Below are 19,737 nucleotides of genomic sequence, written 5' to 3'. Positions count from 1 at the left end.
AGCTGGAAATTTTACTACTTCTACATCTACTTCTACATTTACTAACTTAATCCGTAACTGCTGCCGTTCGCGCTACGCGGATCGATGCAAAGGCATAAACGATAAGTGCACTCCAGATAAAAGCAAAGCTAATCAAAAGCATAGGTGAAAATTTCTCTTTAAACACAAATACGCTGAGTAGAAGTGTAATTGACGGTCCAATATACTGAATAAAGCCTAGCATAGATAGCGGCAGTTGTGACGCGGCTTTGGCAAACCATAGCAAAGGCAGCGCGGTAGCAGCACCTGCTAGGAACAACATGATCAACGTGAGCGGCGGCAGTGTCCAAGCAGCATCCTGATGCGCAGCAAATAGGTAGATGATGTAGGCAAGAGCGATCGGGAAAACGAACGCTGTTTCTCCCGCGAGTCCTGTTGCGGCATCGTAGGTGACTCTTTTTTTCACCAGGCTATATAAGCCAAAGGTACCTGCTAATGTGAGGGATACCCACGGAAATCTGCCGTAGTCTATGGTGGCAATCAAGACACCGATTCCTGCCAAAGCCACAGCCAGCCATTGTCTGCCCGTCGGCTTCTCACGCAGGAACAACACTGCCAGCATAATGTTGAAAAGTGGCGTGATGTAATAGCCGAGACTCGTCTCGATCACATGCCCATTATTAACGGCCCAAATAAAGATCAACCAATTGGTGCTGATCAACAAACTACTCGCCCCCACTAATAATAAGGTGGTGCGATTCGTGATCAGGCTGCGAAACTGTTGCCATTTGCCTTTTCCAGCGAAAATCAGAATCGCCATAAACACGAAAGACCAAATCACGCGATGCGATAATATTTCTCCAGCCATCAACGACCCGAAAAGCTTCCAATATACTGGCAGCAAGCCCCAAGCAATATAAGCAATAATGGCATATCCAAGCCCTTTTTTCATAATAAAAACCCCACTTCATGTACAAGTAACACAATTCTATGCCGCATAAAATTTGTCCGTCGGTTAATAACATTACTCCATTGTAATGTAGAGTGGGGCTTTTGTAAAAAAATATAATCCAAAATATTAGCACTAGCGAGCATGGGTCATTATCATGAATAAAATTTCCATAATCTTGAATAATAAAAGAAAAGAATATGGGATGAGCGTGGTGAAGATCGATGCTATTTTCAAACTGGTTCGGAAAGAAGAAGTATCGTTCGGTTCAAGAACAAGTTAATCAGCCGCCTAGCAATACCATTAGTACGTCTTTGGTGCATAACTTAACCTTTTTACAAAGTCAGTTCAGTCAAACCCCCGACCTGGTTGTTCGGCATTTTATCATTAAGAAGTCTGGGGACCAAGCAGCGCTAGTCTACTTAAATGGACTGGTAGATAAAAACGCAATTAATAATAATGTGCTCCGCCCACTGCAATCTGAAACAGGAAACGGTATTGCGGTTGATGATATTACGGTACATGTAGGCCAAATTCAAAGCTTGTTTACTTGGTCCCATGTTGAGAATGCTATATTGCAAGGCAATAGTGTCCTCTTTGTTAATGGACGAAATCACGCCTCCGCCTTAGGAACGCAAGGCTGGCCGCAGCGGGCGATTGAAGACTCACAGATCGAGGTTTCTTTAAAAGGAGCCCATCAAGGCTTTGTTGAAACAGGCAGTCAGAATATTGCCTTAATCCGTCGCTATATTCAAAACCGTGAATTGAAAATTAAAGAACTGGTAGTTGGGCGAAGAGGAAACACCTTAGTTTCTATTTTATATTTAGCTGATGTCGCTAATCCTGAGGTGCTGAAAGAACTGGAAGACCGAATTCAGCAAGTTGATGTCGATGTCATCCTTAACACAGGCGAGTTAGCCGAGTTTATCGAGGACAATCCGTATTCGCCATTCCCTCAATTTATTACAACGGAAAGACCAGATGCTGCGGCTTCACAAATATTGCAAGGAAGATTCGCTGTTGTCGTAGACTGTTCACCAAGCGTTTTGATAGCACCGGTAGCATTTATGTCGTTTTTTCAAAACATCGACGACTATAGCACACGCTGGTCGATCTCTACTTTTATACGATTGCTGCGGATGTTCGCATTTATCATCGCAATCTTTTTGCCGGCGTTCTACATTGCCGTCATTTCTTATAACTTCGAGATCATCCCCGTTAAATTACTGCTCACAATTGGCGAGTTCAGAGGTCGAGTACCATTCCCGCCATTTGTGGAAGCGATCATCATGGAGGTAACGCTAGAAATGATGCGGGAGGCTGGAGTTCGTCTCCCTGCTCCCGTTGGGCAAACCGTTGGTATAGTCGGCGGCATTGTTATTGGACAAGCAATCGTTCAAGCAGGACTCATCAGCAACATCATGGTAATTGTCGTTGCCTTTACGGCTATTGCATCGTTCATCCTTCCTAATTATGATATGGTCGCAGCTGTCCGGCTTATCCGCTTCGTTATGATGATAGCTGCCTCCATGTTCGGCTTTGTTGGCGTCATTATTGCATCGATGACCATAATCGGTCACCTGATTGCGCTCGAATCGCTCGGAACACCGTACGGTACCCCTTTCGCACCGGTACGATTTGCTGATTGGAAAGATACGTTCGTCCGTTTACCGCTGTGGTCAATGGTCAAGCGACCTTTAGGCACAAGAGCGACTCAATCACAGAAGCAAGGATCAAATCGTCCAAAAGGTGATGGGAAATGAAGAAATATGCACTCAACGAGATCACCTCTACGCAATATATTTGTCTGAATAGCGGCATTCAAATCAGTGTTTTCTTTTTGTCGATGCCGCGCAAATTAGCTGAAAAGGCAGGCACGGATGGCTGGATCGCACTCATCATCGGCTGGGCTGTTACGGTAGCAGCAAGCTTGATTGTTATTCAGGTGATGAAAAGGTACCCCGAAGGAACATTGTTTGATCTACTAACACGATATGTGGGCAAATGGACAGGTAAGGCGGCTGCGATCTTTTTTGCTCTTTATCTATTTTATTACGCTTACACGGGGCTCGTTCAGGCGGTATTGCTTACGAAGGCATGGCTTTTGCCGCAAACTTCGGCATTTATCGTCATGCTGCTATTGCTCATTCCCACGTATGTGATTGCACGTAATGGACTTCGCGTCTTGGGAAGATATGCGGAAATTGTTTTTATGATCTCCTGGTGGATACCATTTGTATATTTACTTCTGCTCAGGGACGTCAACTGGCTCAATATGTTTCCTATATTAAAGGAAGGATGGATGCCCGTATTTTCAGCAGTACCAACAACGTTCTTTTCTTATATCGGATTTGCTACTACGTTTATTTTGTACCCGTTTTTGAAGAACAAAAAAAAGGCTTCTAGCGCTATTATGATCTCCAATACACTGACGATGTTTGGGTATGTGTTCATTACGGTTATCTGTTTTGTCTATTACAGCCCGGATGAAATTCAGAAGTACAATGAACCCATGGTTAGTATCTTAGAATCTATCGAGTTTAAGTTTGTAGAACGGATAGGAGTGCTGTTTATCGCATTTTTTTTACTTATTTTTTCATTAGCATGGATACCTGCTATCTACATGGGCGTTTTTTGCACAAGCTGGTTGCTCGGACAGCAGGATCATCGCAATCATTTGCGGCTATTGTGGTTATTCACTGCTGTAGGTACGTTTTTCTTCATCCCAACATTTAATCAGAGCGATCGCATGAATGATTTCCTTATTCGGGTTGGTTTTGGAATCGAATACGTTTTTCCCGGTTGCCTACTCATCTATTTATGGATGCATGATCGTTTTCAGTGGAGGAAGAACTTATGAATAAACGGCTCCTTCAGGTTATTCTCATTGCGATGGTTGTCGTCATCATTTCAAGCTGCAGCGACAGGTTAGATATGGAAGATGCCTCATTTGCCCTATTAGTAGGTTTTGATCTCGATAAAGAAAACGAGTTCATTGTATATAGTACTTCTCCTGTTTTCAGTAAAGATGTCGAGAAAAAAACGCGTGAACTTAGGGTGAAACCACAGACGAATCGTCAGTCAAGAGAAAAACAGGACAGTTATACACAGGGTGTTTTCCAAGGCAGAAGTATTCAAGTCATACTGATTTCTAAGCGAATCCTGCAGCAAGAAAATTGGTTCCAATTAACGGATGTCTGGTTTCGCGATCCGAGGAATGCGTTAACTCCAAGGATCATTGCTTTCGATGGACCTCTCTCTGAAATCATCTACCTCAATTCGAAAGATCAGCCGATGCTGCCGCTATTGCTTCGGGAAATGATCGATACGAAGGACGCCAGATCGGAAACAGTAAATACGACTTTACAAGGACTTCACGAGCAAATACGTGAAAAGGGTTGCACTCCCTTCATCTCTGAAGTTCAAGTGAAAGATAAACAGATTGCGATGACAGGCATAGCACTGCTAGATCATAAAGGGAATTTTGCTGATTCTTTGAGCATAGAGGAAAGTATTCTATTGCGAATATTGCAAAATAGTACGAAAAAGACTGTCAGCTTAACAATCCCTATTCCCGGCGAAATGAAGATTGGACCGTTTCATACAGACAAATTAAGTTTAAACGCTGATAAGATAAAGGTAAAAATCAAGACCTCCTACCTGGGGGGCAACTTTCAGTTCGATATGCACATTACCATGCGTGTTGGATTAACGGAGCTTATGTTCCCGTATGATGTGCGAAGTCATGGAAAAGAGTTGGAAAACAAGATAACCGATCAAATGCAAAAGCAGTTCGAAAGCCTCATCAAGAAAATACAAGCGGATAAAATCGATCCGATTGGGCTTGGGTTCCACGCACGGGCGCACGAATATAACCATTTCAAGAATGTGGAAGATCATTGGGGTGAAACGCTGGCTAAAGCCGACATTCATGTTTCCGTGAAAACAATCCTAGGCGCTATGGGAACAGTGAAATAAAAGCTCTAAGGGAGGACAGCAAATGAAAAAATATGCATTGAATGAAATCACCTTCATGCAGTATATCTTTCTCAACTTTGGTATGGTCGTGAGCATCGGTTTTTTGTCGCTGCCGCGAGTATTAGCCGAACAGGCAGGTACGTCAGGCTGGATCGCTCTCATCATCGTTTGGTTGATCTCATCAGCAGCGAGTTTGATCGTCATACAGGTGATGAAGAAGTACCCAGATGGCACCTTGTTAGATCTATTGACAGCGTATTTGGGCAAATGGGCAGGCAAAGTGGCAGCCGTCCTATTTGCTCTATATCTTTTTTACTACGGATACACCGGTCTTATCTATACAATATTGATTACAAAACAATATCTTTTGCCGCAAACTCCAGCGTATATCATTATGCTTCTGCTGCTCATTCCCACTTATGTCATTGTGCGGAACGGCCCCCGCATTTTGGGCAGATATGTGGAAGTGATCATGCTCCTTTCTTTATGGATCCCCCTCGTTTATTTGATTCCGCTAAAGGACGCTCATTGGCTCCGTCTGCTGCCTGTGCTTAAGGAAGGATGGAAGCCTGTATTCTCAGCGGTACCTAGCACTTTCTATTATCATATAGGTTTTTCAACCACGTTTATTCTATATCCGTTTCTTAAAAACAAGCGCAAGGCCGCAGCTGGAATCATTATCTCGTATATACTGACAATGCTCATGTTTTTGTTCATTACCGTTATCTGTTTCGTGTATTTTAGTCCAGATGAAATTATGGAGTACAACGAACCGACGATCAATGTATTGAAAACGATTGAGTTTAAGTTTATAGCCCGGATCGAAGTGTTATTTATTTCGTTCTATTTACTTATCTTTTCATTATCATGGATACCGACGATGTACATGAGTGTTTTTTGCACAACTTGGCTAATCGGAAAGCAGGACCACCGCAATCATTTGCGTCTGCTTTGGCTATTCATCGCTGTGGGCACGTATTTCTTCATGCCTAATTTTTTTCAGAGCGAACAAATGAATACTTTGCTTGGTCAGATCGGCCTTGTTGTCGAGTATATGGTTCCTGCTTGTTTACTCCTATATGTATGGATACATGATCGTTTGGGGTGGAGGAAGCACTTATGAACATGCGGCCAATATCTTTTTTTTTCATCATTTTGATGATGGCTATCGTACCGGGTTGCAGTGACCGGTTGGATTTGGAAGACTCCACAAACAACCTCGCTATTGGTCTGGATCTCGACAATGAAAACAACTTGCTTGTATATTCGAACAGCCCTTCGTACGGTAGAGATATAAAGAAGACAACACTAGAAATCGAAACGAAGTCGCAAACTATTCGTCAAGCGAGAGAGCAGCAAGATCAATTTGCACCAGGTGTTGTTACAGGGAAAAAGGTTCAGGTCATGCTTATCGGGAAACGCATACTTGAACATGAAGACTGGTTCCTGATACTGGACCCTTTCTTTCGTGATATGAAAAATCCATTAACATCAAGAGTCATCGCTTTCGATGGATCTATCTCCGACATTATCTACCTACAACCGAAAGATCAACCGATGTTACCTTTATTGTTGCGGGGGATGGTCGATACGAAAAGTACTAGATCAGAAACGGCAAAAACAACGCTGCAGAAGCTGCATTGGCAAATGTATGAGAAGGGGGTGACACCCTCTATCTCCGAAATCCAGTTGGACAAGGCCAAACAGATCATGCTGGCAGGCGTAACATTGCTAGATCATAAAGGGAAATATGCGGCTTCTCTGAGCGCAGAGGAAACCGTTTTACTTCAAATACTGAATAAAAACGCCAAGAAGCCTGTAAACATAACACTTCCAATTCCTAGTCAAAAGAAGAGCGGTCCATTGCATACAGACCATTTAAGTATATCGGTTCAAGGAATAAAACCGAAAATAAAAACCTCGTACAATCAGAACAAGTTTCGGTTCGATATCAACATTAAAATGACAGCCGTTCTTACTGAACGTTTATTCCCTTTTGATGTGCGAAAAAATGGAAAAGAGCTAGAGAAAATGATTTCTGAACATGTGCAAAAGCAATTCGAAATCCTCATCAAGAACTTTCAAAAGCATCAAATTGATCCGATCGGGCTTGGTCTCTACGCGCGGGCCCATGAATATAGGCAATACAAGAAAGTGGAGGATCATTGGGGAGAAGCACTGTCAGAGGCAGATATTCATGTTTCCGTTAAGGTTATATTAGGAAGTATGGGACCCATGAAGTAACTGGTCCTAGAGCGGGACATATGGTTTCGAAGCGATACATGCAGCGTGGCTTTCGCAAAAAAATCCCCGATTTACGGGGACTCCTCTACGATCATTATCCTTTTACCGAACCAGCAGCTATTCCTTCTACGATTCGATTACTTAATAAGATGAACGCGATCATGATAGGCAAAATACTGATCATCAGCGTCGCGCCAATCGCGCCCCAATCGGTTGTATATTGACCGACGAAATTCTGAACGCCCACGGTTAAGGTCTTGTACTTTTCCGAGGAGATGAATGTATTCACGAAAATAAACTCATTCCAATTATAGATCATGTTGATGATCACAGCGGTAGATAACACAGATGCTGTCATCGGCAGCGTGATGCTGAAGAAGATACGATTCACGGAGCAACCGTCCATAACGGCGGCTTCTTCTACTTCACGCGGCAGCGTGTAATAAAAGCCGAGCATAATCATGATTGTAATCGGTAAGTTAAAAGCAATGTAGGACAAAATGATCGACAACGGATGGTTGGTTAGGTTCATTTTCATAAACATACTGAATAACGGAATGAGCGTCGAGTGCACGGGAATCATCATCCCAACCATAAACAGACCCAGCACAAAGGATTGCAGTTTCCATTTCATCCGGGTCAAAGCGAATGTCACTAAGCTAGCTAATAAGACCGTGACCCCAACCGACACTAACGTCATCCAGACGCTGTTAAAAAAGTAACTATTGATATGGCCCTGCGTCCATACCTTTTCGTAATTCTCCCAACGCAGTCTCTCTGGGAAAGCCATCGGGGCTAGATTGAAGATTTCCTCATTATTTTTCAAGGAGAATAGCATGAGCCACAAGAGCGGGAAAATCTGAATCACGGCGACAATCGATAACACGATATAGAGTACGCCATATCCGATTTGTCCAGGTAGCTTGCTTCGTACGGTTAGCGCCTGTGCCTGACGACGGGTGGTTTCGAGTTGCATCGGAATCGGAATCTCCTTTCGTTACGAGTATTGGATATCATCTTTGGACGCCGTCGCTTTACGGATTAACCACGTAGCCACGAGGCATATCAAGAGTAAGAAGAAGCCAATTGCGCTGGCATAGCCAAAATCATAGCCTTTGAACGCTTTACGGTACATGTAGGAGGCCATTACTTCGCTGGATCCGTTAGGTCCGCCGCCTGTCATGACATAGATCAGGTCGAAATATTTCAGTGATCCAACGACAGCCAGAACGACCGTTACTTTCATCACTTCTGCGATTAACGGTACACGAATAGATAAGGCGATGCGCCATGGGCTTGCACCATCGATACGTGCGGCTTCGATCAGTGAGGTCGGTACATTTTTTAAAGCAGCATAGTAAATTAAAATATAGAATCCGGCGTACTGCCACAAGATTGGCATAAAGATGGCGTATAAAACAATGGATGGATTGGACAACCATTCCGGTGTATGCGTGACCCCCAGAGACGTCAGGATAGCATTCAATACCCCGTTCGTTGGGTGGAATATTTTCAACCATAGTTGAGCGATAGCAACAGAAGAAAGCAGCATAGGAATTAAATAGATTTTGCGAAAAAAGTTAGCCCCTCGAATGTTTGCGGAGAGTACTAAAGCGACTAACAAGTAACCAAGCAGAGAGATTGTTGAGAAAATCGCTAGCAAAAACGAGTGTTTCGCGCTTCCCCAGAATAATTTATCCTTAAGCAGTTCGGCATAATTATGCAAACCGATGAAACTCATTTTGCCCACGCCATCCCATTTCATAAGCCCATAGTAGCCCGTCATTATGATCGGCATATAGATCAAGGCTAGCAGCAGAAATAACGCGGGAATCACGTAGATCGCAATCATGGATTTGTTAGACATGACTTTATCCATAGCAGGCACTTCCCTTTCAGCGATTATGACAAAGGACATACCACTTGGAGGGATATGTCCTTTCCCAAATCGTTCGTATTCGTTAGGCTACTTCGCTTCTTTCGCCAAGGCATCCTCATGATTCTTCGCAAAAGCTTCCGGAGTCACCGCTTTACCAAACAAAGCTTGAATCATATTCAAGTGAACTTCTGCGGAAGCAGGCTTCATTTGAACATCTGCGAACAGCGTAATGTTGCTCGCTTTATTCAATTCGTTCAATAGGTCAATGTACATTTGCGGCAGCTTCACTTTGGATGTGTCTACTTTCGTTGCTGGGATAACGCCTGCTTCAGAAATCGCGTGCTCGCCCCACTTCGATACGAAGAAGCTGACGAATTTCTTGGACTCTTCTTTTACTTTGGAGTTGTTCGCTACGAACAAACCAACGCCTGGTCCACCAACCCAGCTATCCATGTTGCCTTTACCGCCATCTACCGTTGGGAATTTGAAGAATCCGATTTGATCCTTAAACGCTTGCGGCACATCTTTGTTCGTTGTGTAGTTCGGTAATTCCCATGTTCCCATCATATACATAGCAGCTTTGCTGTTCATGAACTCCGCTTTACCTTCGTCGTTACCAAGCCCGTTAAAGCCTTTGTTGAACGCATTCATGTCGACAAGCTGGGAAATTTCCGAAGCTGCGCGAACCAAGCCAGGATCGTTGAAGGAGCCTGTGCGATCAATCGCTTTTTTCAATGTTTCGGGGCCGCCGATACGGTCAGCAAGGTACATGTACCAGAGTGAACCTGTCCAACGGTCTTTGTTGCCGAGTGCGATTGGGGCTACACCGTTTGAGCTAAGCGTTTTGACAATGTTTTTGAACTCATCATACGTCTTAGGTGGTGCAAGGTTATACTTGGCAAATAGCGCCTTATTGTAATAAACCGGCACGATGTTCAATTCAACCGGAAGACCGTAGGTTTTACCGCCGAATGCGTAAGCATCTGTTGTGCCTTTCACGAATTTATCTTTCAAATCCCCTTGGAGCAAGTCATCCAGCGGAGCGAACATGTCGCCTTTTACATAAGGATCCATGTAGCCTGCTGCCCACGTGAAGCCCACATCAGGAAGGGCATTTGAAGTCGAAAGCACTTTCATTTTGTTCTTGTATTGTTCATTCTCGAGCACTTCCTGCTCAATCGTCACATTCGGATTCGCTGCTTGATACTCTTTGATGATATCGTTTACAATTTTGTTTTGCGTAGCGGAATTTCCTGTCGGCCATAGGTGCATCATTTTAATCGTTACTTTTTTCGCGGGTTGTGCAGTTGCTGCTTCGGTTGCTTTCGCTGATTCTTTAGGAGCTGTCGTTGGACTCGCATTATCTGTGGAACTAGAGCAGCCCGTCAGTGCCATTGATAGGCCGAGCATTGTAGTTAGCGACCATGTAAGCGTTTTTCTTACCATGTTTGTTTCCCCCTAATCATTTGTGTGCTACGTGTTTTATTGTAGCGCTTTCATTGCGGCCACAGGGAGTAACAGCTATCGGGTAATATTCCACTATTTCGAGGTATCTATCCGATCATCGGCATCCATAATCTGTTTCCGATACTGATTCGGGCTCGTCCCTTCGTATTCTTTGAACAGCTTAATGAAATATTTCGACGTCTGATAGCCGACTTGCTCCGAGATATCGGCAATCGTTAATCTGGTTTGCAGGAGCAGCTCTTTCGCCTTCTGGATCCGGTTTCTCGTAACATATTCACTGAAGGTGAACCCGGTTTGCTCTTTGAAAAGAGCGCTGAAATAGCTCGGATTCAGATGGATCTGGCTTGCTACCTCACTCATACCGAGCGGATCTTGTAAGTGTGCCTCCACATAATCGACTGCTTGCTGAACTGGTGGACTGTAATTCTTGGCTGAAGTTTTCGCCTGCATCAGGCGAGAATCCACCATTTTCTCCATCGTTTCAACGCGCCCACGTTCTTCTTCAATGCGCAGCGCCTGCTCGACGGCGTCGATCAGCTTGCTTTTCTGAATCGGCTTGAGCAGATAGTTAACAACACCTAATTCAATCGCTGTTTGTGCATATTGAAAATCCGGATGTCCCGAGATAATGATGACTACTGGCTTGTGGGCGAAGCCACGCGTACCTTCCACAACTTGCAAACCGTTGATTTCAGGCATACGGATGTCTGTAATCAAGAGATGCACGGGACGCGATTGTAAAAGTTCGAGAGCTTCCGTCCCATTGCTGCAGCTGAGTATCGCATAACGCCCGATGGACCACGCTTCTAATGTTTTGCGTATGCCTTCTCTCGTTAATGGCTCATCGTCAACGATGAGTATAGTTTTCCCCGATTGATTCATCGTGTTCCTCCTTAAAGTTTTTCGCCAGAAAAACTAACCTCGAAAGCATTCGCTTAAATTGGAATATCGAAGCTCACACTGGTACCCTCCCCTGGACTACTCGTGATCGTTAAGCCACGATATGTTTCCGGGAGTGACGGGTAGTAGAGCTGAAGACGCCGCTGCACATTGGAGATGGCCATGCCTTTCCCTTTGGCGGATGGAGCATTGGTGTTGGGAGCAGCGCCAGTAGATGAGCCCAGACTCGAGCTCGATGGGGAGCTCGATGAGGAAGAACTCGAATCCGCGGCCGTGGCTGCACTTCCGCGTTCCATCGACTCCAGCACTGCTTGCAGTGTCTGTTCATCCATCCCTGGACCGTCGTCTCGTACCGTGACGCGCAGCTCCGACGACGGCTCAAGGGGAGACGGTTCCACGCGAATCGTGATCAGACCCACTCCAATTTTGCCTTCCAAGCCATGCAAGATAGCGTTCTCCACCAAAGGCTGAATCAGCAGCTTAGGAATATGCACGTGACTGTACCTCTCATCGCTGTCAATTTCCCAAATGAGTCGCGAGCCGAACCTCACACTCATAATGCTTAAATAACGCTTGATGTGCTCCAATTCCTCTGATAGGTTGACCCACACATCCTTATTCGGATTGCCGATAACATAGCGAAATAAATCGGACATAGCTACAACAAGATCAGCTAGCTCTTCTTCCTCTTTTTCCTGCAGGGACCAGTATAGTGCTTCTAATGTGTTATATAAAAAATGCGGATCAATCTGCGCTTGTAGGGCTTGCAGCTCTGTTCGGCTTTGGATCATTTCTTTCTCGTACACGAGTTTAATGAGTCGATTCATATTATCTACCATTTGATTATAGGTCATGTTCAAGTCATTCAGCTCCGTGGTGTAAGACTGCGTCAAATTCGGCGTCAGCACGCCTTGCCTTGTATTCCTCATGGCTCGCATTAACCTGAGAATCGGCCTCGTAATCATCGATGATAGAAGAAACGACAGGATAATAAACAGCACCAACCCGATGGCTCCAGATACAATAATCGCCCAACGCAGCACGGAAATCCCATCCGTCACATCACTAACTGGATACAAAATCATCAACGTCCAGCCCGTCTGCTCGGAGAGCTGCTTCACCAAAATATACCGTTTCTGCTCTAACGTAACTTGTTGCGAATCGGTATGCATCAGCCCGCTGATGTTAGCAAGCGCTCCGCCTTCAGAGACAATGGGCCTTGCCGAGCTATCGGCTAACAGCATCAATTCGCGCTGCCCCGTATCGGGGAGCTGGCTTTGGAAGTCGAAATAGCTGCGATTAATCCGCACCATCAAATACCCGCCATTCGAGAACCATCGGTCAATTAAATTGATCCGGCGAATGGCTAGAACCGTGTCTGGATTCTTCGGATCGTTCCCGATCCACACCAGCCTGCCCTTCTCTTTATCCGCCTGCTCTATCCAGTTCGGCTCGACCAGGTCCGTTAACTTCTGCTCATCCAGCGGAAACATACGCGCAAAGTCCGTCGTATACAACTCCACATTGCTCACACCACTGTAGGCTTGAATGTGATTGGCGATTTTCAAAAGCGACTGTCGCTCGCTGAAGTTTGGCGCCTTCCCTTGAACCGATGATAAAAACAATTGCTGCAAATACACATCATTTACAGCCTGTAAGGTCAGCGTATCGATTTGTGTAATGATTGCTTCCAGTCTGCCGTTCGCTTGACTAGCGATTTGTTTCATCTGCGTCTCCGCCTTCGTATTGAGGAGGGTGGACACCGAATTGTACGTAATCGCGCCTGCACAGACCAGAACGATGATCATCACAGCAATGAATCCCGCTAACATCTGATTGCGCAATGTATTCCAGTTAGCCAGCTTCTGCCACAAGCGGAGTTCCCCTTTTCACGTATAGTAAGTGCTTTCAATATGCCAAATCATACTACATACGAGTTAGTTTGGCTATTAAACTATTGGTGAATGGCGTGGTACATTTTGGAGATGCAATAGAGGTTGCGGTAGGAGGTGCGGCGGCTTTCGCGGCTCGTAAGTCGATTTTTTCGACTTGCAACAAAAAAGCCCACCCACCTTCACATCAAATGTGAATAGGTGAGTAGACTTATCGACTCCAAGTACAACCGTAACTAGCGCATCTTACTGTGGTAAAAGAAATTAGGCAGCTTCACTTCATTCGAGTAATGCTGATGAAAAATATGCGTTGTGGCTGGAGACATCGGCGGAATCAGCCATGTCCAATCACCCGTGACGTCGCGCCCGCTTTTATCTTCGTTGTCTTCGAAGCGTTTGAACTGCTTCGCTGCGGTGTGGTGATCGACGATGGCAACCCCCTGCTGCGCGAACGAATGCAGCACCGCTACATTCAGCTCGACGAGCGCTTTGTCCCGCCATAGCGTTGATTCGCGCCGTGTGTCGAGTCCCATGATCGACGCTACCCGCGGCAGCATATCGTACCTAGCCTCATCGGCGAAGTTCCGCGCGCCGATCTCGGTTCCCATGTACCACCCGTTAAAAGGAGCCGCGGGATAGATCACGCCGCCCATTTCGAGGTACATGCCCGCCACCATCGGCACCGCGTACCATTGCAGGTTCAGCTCCGCGAAGGTTGGCAGTTCTGGATGGCTAATCGCCACCTCCAGAATCAACGCTTTCGGGATCTCAAACAACCGCGGCTCCCTCTCTCCTACCTGAAGCATGAGCGGCAGCACATCAAAATTCGTCCCCTCACTCTGCCAACCGAGTGCCTGACATTGCTTCGTAAAAGCCACTGAAACAGGGTCGCCGACGATGCCATGCTCTGTCTCATAGCCCGCATAGCGAATCAGCTGCTCATTCTTGATCTGAACAACAGGCTTCCCTTCACGCGAAGGAGGAAATATCGTGATGACGGGGCGGATTTTGCCGCCATTCGTCGCTTCCTCGATATGCCTGAACAGCGCCTCCGCCGCGGCTTCTTCCGTCTCTATATGACGAGCGTCGTATACACGAAGCGACTCCCAGAACAAACGCCCAATGCAGCGGTTGCTGTTGCGCCAAGCCATTTTCGCGCCATGCGTCAACTCTTCAATCGTATGCTCATACGTCCCGGTATACTGAATCGCTTGCGTAATCTCGGCAATACGCGTGTTCATTTGCGCCTCACTTTTGCCCAATTCGGTATAGCATTCTTGTATAAAAGGGATCGCTTTCTCTAGTTGCTGGTCCTGAACTTTCATCGGTATAGCTCCAATCATTTCACGCTAAATTGGTCGGGAATATAGCTGATGTGGGAGGTTGCGACGATCGTTAGCTCGCCCTTCTCGTCTGCAAACTGAACCGCATCATCACCGACATAGAACCATAATTTCCGTGTAGGCTCATTCTCAAACTCTTGGAAAACAAATACATTGAGCTCCTCTTTCCATTTCAAAAGCTCCGCAATCCGCTCCGGTTGATCAATCTGAACACGGAACAACCACTGTTCGCCTTGCTGCTCCCATGTGTAGGGCACCGACTGCTTACTTGTATCGATAAAAGCACGACCGCCAACCGCATGCTTCACTAGAAACGTTTCCTTCATCGCTGCAACCTCCTCTATCTCTCCAATATCGCCTTATGGCAGATCAATAAGCATGAAATGTGTATCTTCGAGCGCACGAATTGTTAACGTTGACTCCGCCTGGATACGCGCACTGTCCTTTGTTTCAAGTACCGCATCATTGGCCGAGCATTTCCCGCTCACGAGCATAAGGAAAATACGACGACCTTCGCCCTGCTCGAACACTAACTCTTTCCCTGCATCCAGTTTGCTCAAGTAGATACTCATGTCTTGATGGATTTTTGCGATGTGAGGGCCGCCTTCAGGCGTTACGACCGGCAACAGATGATTAACCATCGCCTCTGGCTCATATGTCACATTTTCAAAAGAAGGCTCAATTCCTCGCTTCGCAGGCATAAACCATAGCTGAAATAGACTCATCGGTTCCGTTTCCGATGCATTATACTCGGCATGAATCACGCCGCTTCCTGCGGACATTCGCTGTACACCATTAGAAGCCGTAATGGCTACATGGCCAAGGCTGTCTTCATGCTTAATCGCTCCGCTGAGCACGATACTGACGATCTCCATGTCACTATGGGGATGCGGGCCAAAGCCCCGTCCTGCTGCGATATCATCGTCATTACACACACGCATGACACCAAAGCTGACGTTCTCTTCATCAAAATAGTCGCCAAATGAGAAGCTTTTGTGGCTCTTGAGCCACCCCAAATCAGTTGAATTACGCGTGTCGGCCGGGAAAACTTGGATCACAGCAATCGCCTCCTTCTATAAGTACCTCTAGCTTATCACACTCAGGGTATGGACTCCATGTCGGAACAATGACGGAACGAAGCCAGTTTTGTGACGAAGACCATGTGGGTTGTATACGTCAGGTGTGCTAACGGACACACTGGGCGTTATTTCAAACAAATGAGCTCTATCTAAGAACTAACGGACACTATAACTGTTATCCCAGCATCCCACCTCATTTGAGGCCAAGTTCCGTTGAATAGCAGCTTCTATGTCCGTTAGTTTTTCAAAATCCCTCATTTTCACGATTTAAGGTCACTCATGTCCGTTAGCCACGATGATCAGCTAATGTTGCGGTCTGCGACTAGTCTTCCTCCAACATCCACTGCTCAAACAGCACATCTAGCTGCCCCTGCACAAGTTCCCGCTTTTCCCAAAGCTCCGTGAGCTCCGCCGGTGTCAGGGTCTCGGTTTCCTGCTGCAGTCGCTCATCCAACGTTGCCAACTCCGCTTCTACGCTCGCGATCCTTTTCTCCAGAGCGGCCTTTCCAGACGCCGCCGCTGGTTTCCCCCGCTTAACAGCGGAAGCCTCAGGCTGTTTCACTTTCTCTTTCACTTTCGCTTTATCCACGGTGGTGAGCCTGCTTCGTTCCTCGGTTAATAGTGCTTCCCGCGCGCGAAGCTCGCCGCTCTTTTCTTTATAAGCATCAAAATCACCTAAATACACGGTGATCTTCCCCTGATCCAACTCCCATATTTTACGCGCCAGCCGGTTCATAAAATATCGATCATGCGTCACCGCCAGCACCGTGCCGGGGAATTCCTCCAGCGCATCTTCGAGCGCTTCGCGCGAAGCGATGTCCATATGATTCGTTGGCTCATCCAGGATCAGCAGGTTCGGCTTGCGAAGTACAAGTAGGGCTAAGCGTAATCGCGTCCATTCGCCGCCAGACAAGGAACTTACCGCTTTGAACACATCCGCGCCATAAAATAAATACGCAGCCAGCCGCCCTCGCGCTTCCCCTTCTTCCAGCTTCGCTTCCTCGCAGAAATACGCCAGCACGGATTTCTTGTCATCCGCTGGATACGCTTGCTGCGCTAGATAACCGATGTCGACGCGAGCCCCGAGCTCGAGGTCCCCGCCATCCGGCTGCACTTCACCGAGCAGCATCTTCAGCAGCGTCGTTTTCCCTGAGCCGTTATGCCCGACCAGCATCACCTTCTCGCCGTATTCGAGGGAGCCGCTCGCCTGCCCTAGCAGCATCTTCTCGCCATATCGCTTCGTGACATTCTCGAAGCGCAGCACCTTGCGGCCGGAGCGATCCTCCGGCTTCAAATCGAAATCAGCTGCCTTCGGATCGAGCACTGGACGCTTGAGCTTTTCCATGCGATCCAGCGCTTTCTGCATGGAGAAAGCCCTGCGGAAAAACTTCTCATTCCCGCCGATCCGCCCCCACTCAATCAGCTGCTTGATCGTTTCTTTCATCTTACGGATCACTTTCTGCTGCTCTTGGTACTCCGCGAACTGCTGAAGCAGACGTACTTCCTTCTCCTTCACATAGCCCGAATAAGAACTGTGATACGTAGTCGACTCACCGTCTTCCAATTCCACGATTTTCGTGACAACGAGATCCAGAAAGTAACGATCATGGGAGACGATGATACAAGCGCCGTCATAATGCTTGAGGTACTCCTCCAGCCACTCCACACCAGCCAAATCCAGATGATTCGTCGGCTCATCCAGCAGCAACAGATCTGGTTTGCCAATTAACTGGGAAGCCAATGTAATCTTCGTCTTCTCTCCACCCGATAGCGAGGCAAAGCTCCGCTCATAAAACCCCTTCGCGATCCGCAGTCCATTCGCCACTTGATCAATGCGTGCATCCAGCTCGTAGCCGCCTTCGCGTTCGAATCGCTCCTGCAGAACAGCATATCGCGTTAGCAGCTGATCCATCTGCTTCTCATCGCTCATGACCGTTGGACTCGACATTTCGCTCTCAAGCTGGCGCATCGTCGCGCGGCACGCAAGCAGCTCTTGGAAGCTGGCAGCCAGCACATCGTACACCGCGAAGCTTTCCCAAGCGCTTGGGATTTGGGCCAAATATCCGATCCCCGTATCCTTTCGCACCGTCAGCTGCCCTTCGTCAGGCTTCTCCATTTTGGCAATAAGACGCAGCAGCGTTGATTTCCCACTGCCATTACGACCCACAAGTCCAACACGTTCTCCTTGATGAATTTCAAATGTAACATCCTCGAGAACCAGCTGAGCACCGTGGTATTTTTTTATATTTTGAACATTAATAATTATCATAATAAAGGATCCTCCTTGGTTTGAAGACAGACCCTGACCTGCACGCAGCTAACACAAAAAGGCCGCAGGAAAATTCCTACGACCTTTCGGATCAATTCCGTAGAGGGTTAAGGTAGGCGTCTTTTCGTGAGTTGGTAAACCGTATGCGCATAAGTGGACAGACCTCTCGCGTCTTTGACTTCTGCATGAACGATGCCAGCCATCGCAATGGGTAACTGGCTCACACGGTTGTTTACGAACTCCCGATTCATCCTACCTTCACCTCCTTCAATTTACACTCTGCTAAAAGCATATCATAACCATCGGTCAATTCGCAATGGGCTTGCATCGATTGCCCCTACATCAAGCCCCAAATCTGCTTACCCACCAACAGCACACATACCGTGATAAAAAGTGGCCGCACATAAGCCGATCCCTTACGGATCGCCATACGAGAGCCAAGTAATGCGCCGCACACCATCGCCAAACCCATCGGGATTCCGATCCGATAATTAATGGAGCCCAGCGCCATGAACGTGATTAAACTTGCGATGTTACTGCCGAAATTGAGTATTTTGGCATTGCCTGCTGCTTTGACGAAATCGAAGCCGACCATCAGAAATACGAAAATAAGGAATGACCCCGTTCCTGGACCAAAGAACCCGTCATAGAAACCTAAGACGAACGCTGCGCAGCCCATTAGGAAAGCTGTCCTCGCCGAGTACTGACTGAAGGTCGAGATGTCTCCCCAATTTTTGCGGAATATCGTATAAATCGTAATTAGAATTAGCATCACCACGACAAGTGGTTTTAGAAAATCGGAAGGGATTTGCCGCAGCACGAATACCCCGCACACCGCTCCAGCCAAGGATAGCACGAACAATCCGCGCACAGCTTTAAGATCAACATTCCCTGTCCGCATAAACGAAATCGTGCTTGTCAGCGACGACATCGTCCCCGCTAATTTATTCGTACCTAACGCCAGCGCTGGCGGCATTCCTGTTGCAAGTAAGACTGGCACCGAAATAAGCCCGCCTCCCCCAACAACCGAATCTACATAGGCTGCCAAGAAACCGCCGACGATAACGAAAATCATCATTTCCCAACTCAAATGCAACATGATATTAATGAACTCCTCTTGTGTGTGAATAAGTTTGGTTTGTTTGTCCAACACCTATTCTCGCATGATGTTCCCATTCAAGCAAGAATTTACCTAAGGTAAAATAATCAAAGGTTAAACAGCAGACTTCCGTAGCTCCTCTATAATCCGGTCAACAATAAGATCAGTAACCAAATCACCTTGAATGATGATATCCGAACTGGCTTTCACCGTCTTTTCCATTTCCAAATAAGCGGCTCTTCCTCTGATCAAATAGTTCTGCAAATTACTTTGCAGGTCATGCATCGTTTGCTCTTCTGCGTTTCGCAGAATGCGTCTGGCCATGGCAATATCCAATGGGGTGTCAATATAACAGGCCAAATTAATAAAGTCACGAATGGCATCATTCAAGTAGGCAAAGGATAATCGAGGACAATATAGTTGAGTGATTGATCTTTTAGCAGCAACTGAATATCTGTAATAAGTGGGGAGAGCACCCAGGCATTGTAATCAGCCCCCGCCTCCACCCATTCGCAAATATCCGGGCAATTTTCAAACTCATAATCATCGAAATAGAGGGCCTGAGCACGATCTAATCTATGAATTAACTGTTTGATTGTCGTTGTCTTCCCTCCACCAGAAACGCCTGAAACGGATAGTACTCGTGGCTTCATCATCAC

At 46.6% G+C, this 19,737-nt stretch carries 17 protein-coding genes and 1 pseudogene; 5 read left to right on the top strand and 13 right to left on the bottom strand.

Annotation, left to right across the window (positions count from 1 at the left end):
- Window positions 1-46: 46 nt before the first annotated feature.
- Complete coding sequence (rarD, locus tag L6I86_RS20105) at window positions 47-931, bottom strand: EamA family transporter RarD (RefSeq protein ID WP_236289969.1); 885 nt, start codon at window positions 929-931, stop codon at window positions 47-49.
- Between the two features lie 221 nt (window positions 932-1,152).
- Between rarD and L6I86_RS20100 the strand changes: the two genes are divergently transcribed.
- The 5 genes from L6I86_RS20100 to L6I86_RS20080 are packed head-to-tail and all read left to right on the top strand — an operon-like array spanning window position 1,153 to window position 7,150.
- A complete protein-coding gene (locus L6I86_RS20100; RefSeq protein ID WP_236289967.1) occupies window positions 1,153-2,691 on the top strand; it encodes a spore germination protein in 1,539 nt (512 codons plus the stop codon).
- Window positions 2,688-3,788 (top strand): GerAB/ArcD/ProY family transporter, encoded by a 1,101-nt coding sequence (locus tag L6I86_RS20095; RefSeq protein WP_236289966.1) that lies wholly within the window; start codon window positions 2,688-2,690, stop codon window positions 3,786-3,788. Before L6I86_RS20100 ends, L6I86_RS20095 begins: the two co-directional genes overlap by 4 nt.
- Window positions 3,785-4,906: a Ger(x)C family spore germination protein gene (locus L6I86_RS20090; protein ID WP_236289964.1), complete on the top strand. Its 1,122-nt coding sequence runs from the start codon at window positions 3,785-3,787 to the stop codon at window positions 4,904-4,906. The genes L6I86_RS20095 and L6I86_RS20090 overlap by 4 nt, the downstream gene beginning before the upstream one ends.
- 22 nt (window positions 4,907-4,928) lie before the next feature.
- Window positions 4,929-6,029: a GerAB/ArcD/ProY family transporter gene (locus tag L6I86_RS20085; RefSeq protein ID WP_236289962.1), complete on the top strand. Its 1,101-nt coding sequence runs from the start codon at window positions 4,929-4,931 to the stop codon at window positions 6,027-6,029.
- Window positions 6,026-7,150, top strand: coding sequence for a Ger(x)C family spore germination protein (locus tag L6I86_RS20080; RefSeq protein WP_236289960.1), 1,125 nt, complete (start codon window positions 6,026-6,028; stop codon window positions 7,148-7,150). The genes L6I86_RS20085 and L6I86_RS20080 overlap by 4 nt, the downstream gene beginning before the upstream one ends.
- Window positions 7,151-7,244: 94 nt before the next feature.
- Here the strand turns inward: L6I86_RS20080 and L6I86_RS20075 are convergent, their stop codons facing one another.
- The 12 genes and pseudogenes from L6I86_RS20075 to L6I86_RS20020 all read right to left on the bottom strand — a co-directional run bounded on the left by L6I86_RS20075 (window position 7,245) and on the right by L6I86_RS20020 (window position 19,737).
- The gene (locus L6I86_RS20075) at window positions 7,245-8,126 is read right to left on the bottom strand and encodes a carbohydrate ABC transporter permease (RefSeq protein WP_056617769.1); all 882 of its coding nucleotides are present in this window, start codon (window positions 8,124-8,126) and stop codon (window positions 7,245-7,247) included.
- Window positions 8,127-8,147: 21 nt separating this feature from the next.
- Window positions 8,148-9,029, bottom strand: coding sequence for a carbohydrate ABC transporter permease (locus tag L6I86_RS20070; RefSeq protein WP_236289957.1), 882 nt, complete (start codon window positions 9,027-9,029; stop codon window positions 8,148-8,150).
- A gap of 87 nt (window positions 9,030-9,116) precedes the next feature.
- Complete coding sequence (locus L6I86_RS20065) at window positions 9,117-10,475, bottom strand: extracellular solute-binding protein (RefSeq protein WP_236289955.1); 1,359 nt, start codon at window positions 10,473-10,475, stop codon at window positions 9,117-9,119.
- Between the two features lie 93 nt (window positions 10,476-10,568).
- The gene (locus L6I86_RS20060) at window positions 10,569-11,378 is read right to left on the bottom strand and encodes a response regulator transcription factor (RefSeq protein WP_236289954.1); all 810 of its coding nucleotides are present in this window, start codon (window positions 11,376-11,378) and stop codon (window positions 10,569-10,571) included.
- Between the two features lie 53 nt (window positions 11,379-11,431).
- On the bottom strand, window positions 11,432-13,270 hold the full coding sequence (locus tag L6I86_RS20055) for a sensor histidine kinase (RefSeq protein ID WP_236289952.1): 1,839 nt from the start codon (window positions 13,268-13,270) through the stop codon (window positions 11,432-11,434).
- A 254-nt stretch (window positions 13,271-13,524) separates the two neighbouring features.
- A complete protein-coding gene (locus L6I86_RS20050) occupies window positions 13,525-14,613 on the bottom strand; it encodes a nitric oxide synthase oxygenase (RefSeq protein WP_236289950.1) in 1,089 nt (362 codons plus the stop codon).
- A gap of 14 nt (window positions 14,614-14,627) precedes the next feature.
- Window positions 14,628-14,957, bottom strand: coding sequence for a hypothetical protein (locus tag L6I86_RS20045; RefSeq protein WP_056617754.1), 330 nt, complete (start codon window positions 14,955-14,957; stop codon window positions 14,628-14,630).
- Between the two features lie 33 nt (window positions 14,958-14,990).
- Window positions 14,991-15,689: a pirin family protein gene (locus L6I86_RS20040; RefSeq protein WP_056617751.1), complete on the bottom strand. Its 699-nt coding sequence runs from the start codon at window positions 15,687-15,689 to the stop codon at window positions 14,991-14,993.
- A gap of 343 nt (window positions 15,690-16,032) precedes the next feature.
- Window positions 16,033-17,979 (bottom strand): ribosomal protection-like ABC-F family protein, encoded by a 1,947-nt coding sequence (gene abc-f / locus L6I86_RS20035; RefSeq protein WP_236289948.1) that lies wholly within the window; start codon window positions 17,977-17,979, stop codon window positions 16,033-16,035.
- Window positions 17,980-18,086: 107 nt separating this feature from the next.
- Complete coding sequence (locus L6I86_RS20030) at window positions 18,087-18,230, bottom strand: hypothetical protein (protein ID WP_171632188.1); 144 nt, start codon at window positions 18,228-18,230, stop codon at window positions 18,087-18,089.
- 86 nt (window positions 18,231-18,316) lie between these two features.
- Window positions 18,317-19,078 (bottom strand): TSUP family transporter, encoded by a 762-nt coding sequence (locus L6I86_RS20025; protein ID WP_236289946.1) that lies wholly within the window; start codon window positions 19,076-19,078, stop codon window positions 18,317-18,319.
- A gap of 114 nt (window positions 19,079-19,192) precedes the next feature.
- Window positions 19,193-19,737, bottom strand: a pseudogene (locus tag L6I86_RS20020) (nucleoside/nucleotide kinase family protein).

It is taken from the genome of Paenibacillus allorhizoplanae (assembly GCF_927798215.1).
GTDB classification, from domain to species: domain Bacteria; phylum Bacillota; class Bacilli; order Paenibacillales; family NBRC-103111; genus Paenibacillus_E; species Paenibacillus_E allorhizoplanae.
This window is presented reverse-complemented; position numbering and strand designations above follow the sequence as displayed.